6 protein-coding genes are annotated in these 7578 nt (G+C 69.2%); all 6 read right to left on the minus strand.

Going from position 1 to position 7578, the window contains the following annotated elements; translation table 11 throughout:
• Positions 1–7 precede the first annotated feature (7 nt).
• Genes recN through C8D78_RS19985 form a run of 6 tightly spaced genes read right to left on the minus strand, consistent with a single transcriptional unit; the run spans position 8 to position 6061 of the window.
• Positions 8–1744 (minus strand): DNA repair protein RecN, encoded by a 1737-nt coding sequence (recN, locus tag C8D78_RS16315; protein WP_120954911.1) that lies wholly within the window; start codon positions 1742–1744, stop codon positions 8–10.
• A 3-nt stretch (positions 1745–1747) separates the two neighbouring features.
• Entirely contained in the window at positions 1748–2785 is a 1038-nt protein-coding gene (locus C8D78_RS16320; protein WP_120954912.1) for an NAD kinase, read from the minus strand.
• Between the two features lie 22 nt (positions 2786–2807).
• Positions 2808–3620, minus strand: a complete 813-nt coding sequence (locus C8D78_RS16325) for a TlyA family RNA methyltransferase (RefSeq protein WP_208641984.1) — start codon at positions 3618–3620, stop codon at positions 2808–2810.
• On the minus strand, positions 3607–3993 hold the full coding sequence (locus C8D78_RS16330; protein WP_120954913.1) for a hypothetical protein: 387 nt from the start codon (positions 3991–3993) through the stop codon (positions 3607–3609). Before C8D78_RS16330 ends, C8D78_RS16325 begins: the two co-directional genes overlap by 14 nt.
• Positions 3994–4002: 9 nt before the next feature.
• Entirely contained in the window at positions 4003–4992 is a 990-nt protein-coding gene (locus tag C8D78_RS16335) for an HAD-IIA family hydrolase (RefSeq protein WP_120954914.1), read from the minus strand.
• Between the two features lie 4 nt (positions 4993–4996).
• A complete protein-coding gene (locus tag C8D78_RS19985) occupies positions 4997–6061 on the minus strand; it encodes a tetratricopeptide repeat protein (protein ID WP_244208440.1) in 1065 nt (354 codons plus the stop codon).
• Positions 6062–7578 lie beyond the last annotated feature (1517 nt).

The raw sequence follows: 7578 nt of genomic DNA on the forward strand, positions 1-7578 counted from the left end.
GGACGGCTCAGGTCTGCGGCAGGAGTTTGGCGTCGTCGAGCAGCTCCTGGGCATGGGCCTGGGCTGATTCCGAGTCCTCCTGGCCCGCCAGCATGCGGGCGAGCTCGCGGACGCGCTCGGCGTCGTCCAGTAGCTGCACGTCGCTGGACGTGAAGCCCGTGGCGGTGGCCCCGTCGGCGCCCCGGACGGACGTCTTGGTGACCCGGATGTGCTGGTTCGCAAAGGCGGCCACCTGCGGCAGATGGGTCACCACGAGGACCTGGACGTGCCGGGCCAGCATCGCCAGGCGGCGTCCGATCTCGACGGCGGCGCGGCCGCCCACGCCGGCGTCGACCTCGTCGAAGACAAACGTCGAGACGGGATCGACGGCGGCCAGCACCACCTCGATGGCGAGCATGACACGGGAGAGCTCACCGCCCGAGGCGCCCTTGCCGAGCGGCCGGGCCGGCGCACCGGAGTGCGGCTGGAGCAGGAACGAGATCTCGTCGGCCCCGAAGGGTCCCAGCTGGCCTGCGGGCTCCACGTTGATGACCAGGGTGGCGTCGGCCATGGCCAGCGCCGTCAGCTCCGCGCTGACCCGGGCCGAGAGGTCCTTTGCGGCCTTCGTGCGCGCCTTGCTGATGGCGGTGGCCTGCTTCCGCAGCCCGGCTTCGGCCCGGGATACCTCGGCGTCCAGCGCCTCGATCCGGGTGGAGTCGTCCTGCAGTTCTTCATACCGGGCCCGGGCTTCCTCGGCCCAGACCAGCACCTCGTCGATGCTCGGCGCGTACTTGCGGACCAGTTTGGCCAGCACGGCCCGGCGATCCTCGATCTCCGCGAGCCGTTCCGGGCCCTCCGTGTCGAGGGCGGCCTGGTAGCTGGCGAGCTCCGTGGCGATGTCGTTGAGCAGGAAACCTACCTCAGCCAGGCGGGCCGCGGCCTGGCCCAGCTCCTCATCGTGTTCGGCAACGTGCTCCAAGGTGCGTTTGGCGGCGTCCACCAGCGTGGTGGCGTCTGCTTCTTCCCCGAAGTCCTCGGCGATGAGCGCCTGGTGTGCGGTGCTGGCCGCGATCCGCAGCTCCTCGACATTGGCGAGCTTCACAGCCTCGGCTTTGAGGGCGTCGTCCTCCCCCGGCTGCGGGTCGACGGTGTCGATCTCCGCCAGCGCAGCCTCCAGCGACTCGGCCTCGCGGAGGCGTTCCCGGGCTGCGCTGCGCAAGGCATCCAGCTCGCCCTGGCTGGCCTGCCAGTGCGCGTACAGCTCCTGATAGGCCGCCAACGTGCCGGCCAGGCTCTCGCCCGCGAACTTGTCCAAGGCCCCGCGCTGCGCCACCGGGCTCTTCAGCCGGATCTGGTCCGACTGCCCGTGCACCACCACAAGGGTTTCGCCGATTTCGGCGAGCACGCCGACCGGCGCCGCGCGGCCGCCCACGAAGGCACGGCTGCGGCCGTCGGCCCCGACGCTGCGGGCCAGCAGCAGCTCCACGCCGCCGTCAAACTCCTCAACGTCCGCTCCGGCCTCCCGGGACCGCGCGACGGCGGCGTGCCCGGCGTCGAGCTTCAGCACCGCCTCCGCGGAGGCGCTCTTGGCACCGCTGCGGACGGCGCCGGCGTCGGACCTGGCACCGAGGAGCAGTCCGACGGCGGTGACCACCATGGTCTTGCCGGCGCCGGTTTCACCGGTCACCACGCTCAGGCCCGGGCCCAACGGCAGGACGGCGTCGGTGATGACGCCGAGGTCGCGGATTCTCAATTCTTCAAGCATGCTTCACTTCCCGGTTGAGGGATCTGGCGATGGTTCGGGGGCGTCACCGGGTCCCGCGTGGCGCGGCGAAGGCAGTGGCGGCATCGGACGGGGCGTGCGGATGATCGGGACGGGTCCGGTGTGGATGGCGGCGGCCTGCGGCATCGGACCCCGCCAGCCCTGGATCGGGAGCTCGAATTTGCGCACGAGCCTGCCGGAGAAGGGGGTCTGGTGCGTCCTGGCAAGGCGCACGGGCGTCGCGGAGCGGGTCACTTCAACGCGCGCGCCGGGAGGCAGGTCCACCGAACGCCGACCGTCGCACCACAGGACGCCCTGGGCGTTGGTGCGGTTCAGGATTTCCACGGCGAGCCTGGAACGGGGCGAGACGACGAGCGGCTTCGCGAAGAGGGCATGGGCGCTGATCGGTACGATCAGCAGGGCCTCGACCTCGGGCCACACCACGGGACCGCCGGCCGAAAACGCGTACGCCGTGGAGCCGGTGGGCGTGGCCAGGACCACGCCGTCGCACCCGAAGGAGGTCAGGGGGCGCTCGTCGACTTCGGTGACCACCTCAAGCATCCGTTCCCGGTTGCCCTTCTCGATCGCCGCCTCGTTGAGGGCCCACGTGTGCCAGATCTTCTGCCCGCGGACCCAGACCTGGACGTCGATCGTCATCCGCTCCTCCACCGTGTATTCACGGCTGGCGATCCACTCGACGGTCTGGGCGAGGTCGGCCCGCTCGCTCTCGGCCAGGAATCCCACGTGGCCGAGGTTCACGCCGAGCAGCGGCACGTCGACCTCCCGGACGAGCTCGGCGGCCCGAAGGATGGTGCCGTCGCCGCCCAGGACCATGACGAGTTCGACGTCGGGCAGCTTGACGTGATCGTGAAGGACCTCGACGGGGTGGTCCAGCCGGCCGAAGAAGCGGACCATGTCCCCGAGCTCAGCTTTTTGCATCACGGGAACCAGCCCGTGTTCATGCAGCTGGGCGCACGCTTCCCAGGCAGCTTTGAGGGACTCCTCGCGCCCTGTGTGGGCAAGGATGAGGACACGCCTGCTCATCGGGTTCCGCCTTCTGGTGGGACTAGTGGTTCGGCCAGATTGTTCCGAGCAACGCAGCAACGGCTGCGTCCCGCTCCTCGATCTTAGGCGGGACTTCCGACATAGCGCGTTTTATCCAGAGGAAGTACTCGACATTGCCGTCCTGGCCCGGCAGCGGACTCTGGGCGAGCCCTTTCAAGTCAAGTCCCGCGTCCACGGCTGCGGCAGCCACCTTGCCCACGGCGAGCCGGCGTTCCCGCTCTGAGGTGACCACTCCGGTGCGGCCCAGCCGGTCCTTGCCGATCTCGAATTGTGGCTTGACCATCAGGACGAGGTCGCCGCCGGGCTCGGTGCAGGCCGCGAGTGGCCCCACCACGAGGGTCAGCGAGATGAAGGACAGGTCTGCCACGGTCAGGGCAGCCGGGCCGCCGATTTCCCCGGGTGTCATGTACCGCACGTTGAGGCCTTCGTGGACGGAAACCCGCGCATCATGCCGAATTTCCGGGACCAGCTGATCGTGCCCGACGTCCACGGCCACCACGTGGCCGGCGCCGCGGCGAAGCAGCACATCCGTGAAACCGCCGGTGGAGGCACCGGCGTCGAGGCATCGTTTGCCGGCGACGACGACGGCGGGGAACGCATCCAGCGCGCCGGCCAGCTTGTGCCCGGCGCGGCTCACGTAGCCGTCCTCGGCGGAAGCGGCGACGTCCAGCACGGCGGCATCGGCAATCTGCAGGGAGGCCTTGGCAAGGATGTGGCCGCCGGAGCTGACCTTGCCCTCGGAAATCAGGCGGGCGGCATGGGTGCGGGACCTGGCGAGCCCGCGGCTGACAAGGGCCTGGTCAAGCCGGCTCACGATCCCCCGTCCCCGCGGCATGGATCCGGCGCGCAAGGCCAGCGTGGGATGCCAGGTCTTCATTGAGGGCTTCGAGCAGTGCATCGTGCATGCCGGCGTAGAGCTCGCCGTGCCCGGACACGGGCGTTTGCTGCAGCGCCGCCAGGCGGTCCAGCACGGCGCTGACGGCCGGGTCCTTGATCGGCGTCCTGGCCCCGTGCGTCTGGTGCCCGTGCCCGTCACCCGCGCGAAGCTGCGACGGCAGCACGGGCCAAGCTACGTCGGCCGCGAGCGACTGTGCTGCCACCGCCGCGTCCATCGGCCGGGCCCCGGGCCCGGAGTCCTGGTCCGCCTGGTCTGTTCCGGGGCTGGGCTCGTGGTTTGGCTCGGTCATGGTTCCAGTCTAGTGATCGAGCCACTCGAGGACCGGCGCCAGGGCGCTGGTGGTCTCGGGGTTCGCGGCCCACCATGCGGAACACGCCGCGCGCCAGGAGTCCAGATCGGCGGGGTCGCCGCTGATGTGGACGGACTGTCCGCGCACGATCGCCGAGGCTGAGCCACTCCGGAACCGTCCGGCGTCGTGCTCCACGGCGGGGTAGGGCGAGTACAGGGCGGTCAGGTCCTGGATAAGGAAATCGGGACGCTCCATGGACCGTGCGGCGAGGATCGATTCCCTGGTGTCCACGCCGGTCAGCACGGCCACCGTCGAGAAACCGGCGTTGTTGCCGCCCAGGATGTCGGTGTCCAGGCGATCGCCGACGACGAGCGGCCGGTCCGCGGCCAGCCGCTTGGCAGCGGTGTGGAACAACGGCGCCTCGGGCTTGCCGGCCACAATCGGGCTCTGACCGGTCGCTGCGGCCACGGCCGCGACCAGAGTCCCGTTGCCCGGGGCGATCCCCCGTGCCTGGGGAATGGACATGTCCGTGTTGGTCGCCACCCACAGGGCGCCGCCGGAGACGACGTAGGACGCCTCGGCGAGATCCTTCCACCCGAGATCCGGGCTGAAGCCCTGCACGACGGCGACAGGACTCTCCGCCGCGCTGCGGACCGGAACCAGGCCGACCAGCTCAATTTCCTCGGCCAGCGCGGCGCTGCCCGTGATCAGCACGCGCGCTCCTGCCGGCAGCATCGATGCCAGCAGGGCTGCTGCCGCCTGTGAGGAACTCACCACTTGGTGATCCTCGGCCGGGGCGCCGAGCTCGCGCAGGTGTTGCGCCACCTGCGCGGGCGAACGCGATGCGTTATTGGTGACATACCCCAAGCCCACCCCGACGCCGGCGAGCCGCCGCAGCGACTCCACGGCTCCGGGGATGGCATGGGGCCCGGCGTAGACCACACCGTCCAGGTCGGAGAGCAGGGCGTCGAACGTGGCGATCAGGGCCGCTTCGGTCATGCGTCTAGTCCTCCACGCCTTCATGCTGGGCAGGCGCCGAGTGGTCGACGAGTTCCTGGTCCGCGTCGGAGCCTGATTCCGCATCGGCATCATCGAGCTCGTCGGCTTCCACGGAGTCTTGGTCGGACTCGGCGTCATCGGACTCGAAGTAGTCCGACTCGGCGTCGTCGGATCCTTCCTCGACCGGGTTCAGGCCGGTTTCCGCTTCGGCTGCGCCGCTGGCTTCCGCCGCTGCCGCAGCATTTGCGGCACGCGGGGCGCGCTCCTCGGTCCCTGGGTGCTTGTCGGCGGCCTCCTCGGCACGGAGCCGGCGCTGACGCTCTTCCTCGCGAGCTTCCTCTTCCTCGTCCCAGCCGAGATCGATGATGTCCGGTTCCTCTTCAGCCCCCAGGCCCAGCGCGTTTTCGGCTACGACGGCCTGCCGCTCCCACTTGGTGGCCTCGGCGGCCCGGCCGGCGGCCGTGAGCGCATTGGCGTAGGCACGGAACAACCGGGGGCTGTAGGAGAAGGCACGGTTGATGTCCAGCTGCGGGATTTCCAGCTCGGAAACCGCGGCATCAAACTGTTCGAGGTCGGCGCGGGCGCCTGCGGCGACGATCGCCAATTCCACCTTGCCCGGGGCGTCGAGATCCTTGGCTTCTTCGGATCGTGCCATGTCCAGGGCACGGTCCGGCCGGCCAAGGCCCCGCTCGCAGTCTGCCATGACCGGCAGGTGCATGTTGGAGCCGCTGATCCGGCGGTAGGTGCGGAATTCCCGCAGGGCTTCACCGTAATGGCCGGCCGCGTACGCGGTCAGGCCCACGGCCTCGCGGACCGACGCGAGGCGTCCGCCGCGGCGGCTGGCCGCCAGGGCGTGCTGGAAGGCAAGCTCCGGCTCCTCGTCCAGGAGGCGGCCCGCCATGACCAGGTGGCGTGCAACCCACTCGGCGCTGTTGTCTTCGAGGGTTTTGATCTGGTGCTGGGTGGCACGGTCCAGTTCCTTGCCCGTGACGTCCTCGTCGATCTGGGGTGAACGCTCGCGGTCGGGACGATTGGCGCTGCGGAGATCGCGGGCATTCGGCACGCGCACAGGGCGGTCCTCGGGGCGGTCGCGGCCGAACTGGCGCGGGCCTGAATCGCCGCGGTCGAAGCTGCGTGCCGGACGGTCCTCGCGGTTGCCGAACGGCTTGCGGTTCTCGCCGCCGCTGTAGGGCTTACGTTCACCGCCGCTGTAAGGCTTGCGGTCGCCACCACCGAAGCTACGCTGGCCGCCCTCACGGGGGGCGCGATCGCCATACGGCTTACGGTCGCCATAGGACGGACGGCTATCGCCACCGAAGCTACGCTGCCCACCACCGTCGCGGGGGGCACGATCACCGTAAGGCTTCCGCTCGCCACCGGCGCCACCACCGCTGTACGGCTTACGGTCGCCATAGGACGGGCGGCTATCGCCACCGAAACTACGCTGGCCTCCACCTTCACGCGGCGCACGATCACCGTAAGGCTTACGCTCACCGCCGGCGCCACCGCTATACGGCTTACGCTCGCCATAGGACGGACGGCTATCGCCACCGAAACTACGCTGGCCTCCACCTTCGCGGGGGGCACGATCACCGTAAGGCTTCCGCTCGCCACCGGCGCCACCACCGCTGTACGGCTTACGCTCGCCATAGGACGGGCGGCTATCGCCACCGAAACTACGCTGGCCTCCACCTTCACGCGGCGCACGATCACCGTAAGGCTTACGCTCACCGCCGGCGCCACCGCTATACGGCTTACGCTCGCCACCACTGTAAGGCTTGCGGTCGCCACTGCCGAAGCTGCGCTGTCCGCCGCCTTCACGCGGGGCACGATCACCGTAAGGCTTACGCTCACCGCCGGCGCCACCACCGCTATAGGGCTTACGTTCACCGTCGTCCCTGGAACGGAATCCGCGAGGGTCGCCGCCCGAGTTGCTCGTGCCGCGGAAAGGGGCTCCGCCAGATTTGTCGCGAGCCTTGCCGCCGCGGTTGCCATCATTGTGCTCAGCCATGCTGGAATCCTCCTGTTGCGAGCTGACCACTGGCGCAATCGCAGCCGCTCTGTTCCGTGTTTCGTCTCCTACGCAACCCGAAATCAAGCGCTTCGAAGTCCGTACATCTACCCCAATTCTAGGCGAGCAACCCGTCACCGACTAACGGCGTCACCGCCGGAGGGCCTTGCGGTGGCGAGACTCACAACGCACCCCCGCAGACGCGTCCGGAACCGCTGAACGCTTCTCTCCGGCCAGCCCAGGCCGGCCGCCCTCTCACCGCGGCCGGGGCGTTCAGCGCTCGATCCAAGCCGCCGTGCAGTGCTGTCGCCCTCACTCTCGGACGTATCCGAAGGACAGGTCAGTCCGGCGATGGTTCTCATCAAGGGTGAGATACCCGGGCGCGAGGGCGCAACTGAAGATCGCTGTATCTGATGATCGTCGAGCGGGCATCCGGGACCTCCCTTAAGGCGAGAATCTCAGCTGGCATTTGTGGTTTTGGGGTTAAATGCGGGAGGACCCCCAACGTGGTTGGGGGTCCTCGACCGTGTAATGATGTTCCGGCGGTGACCTACTCTCCCACACCCTCCCGGGTG

This window comes from Arthrobacter oryzae (genome assembly GCF_003634095.1).
Lineage (GTDB): Bacteria > Actinomycetota > Actinomycetes > Actinomycetales > Micrococcaceae > Arthrobacter > Arthrobacter oryzae.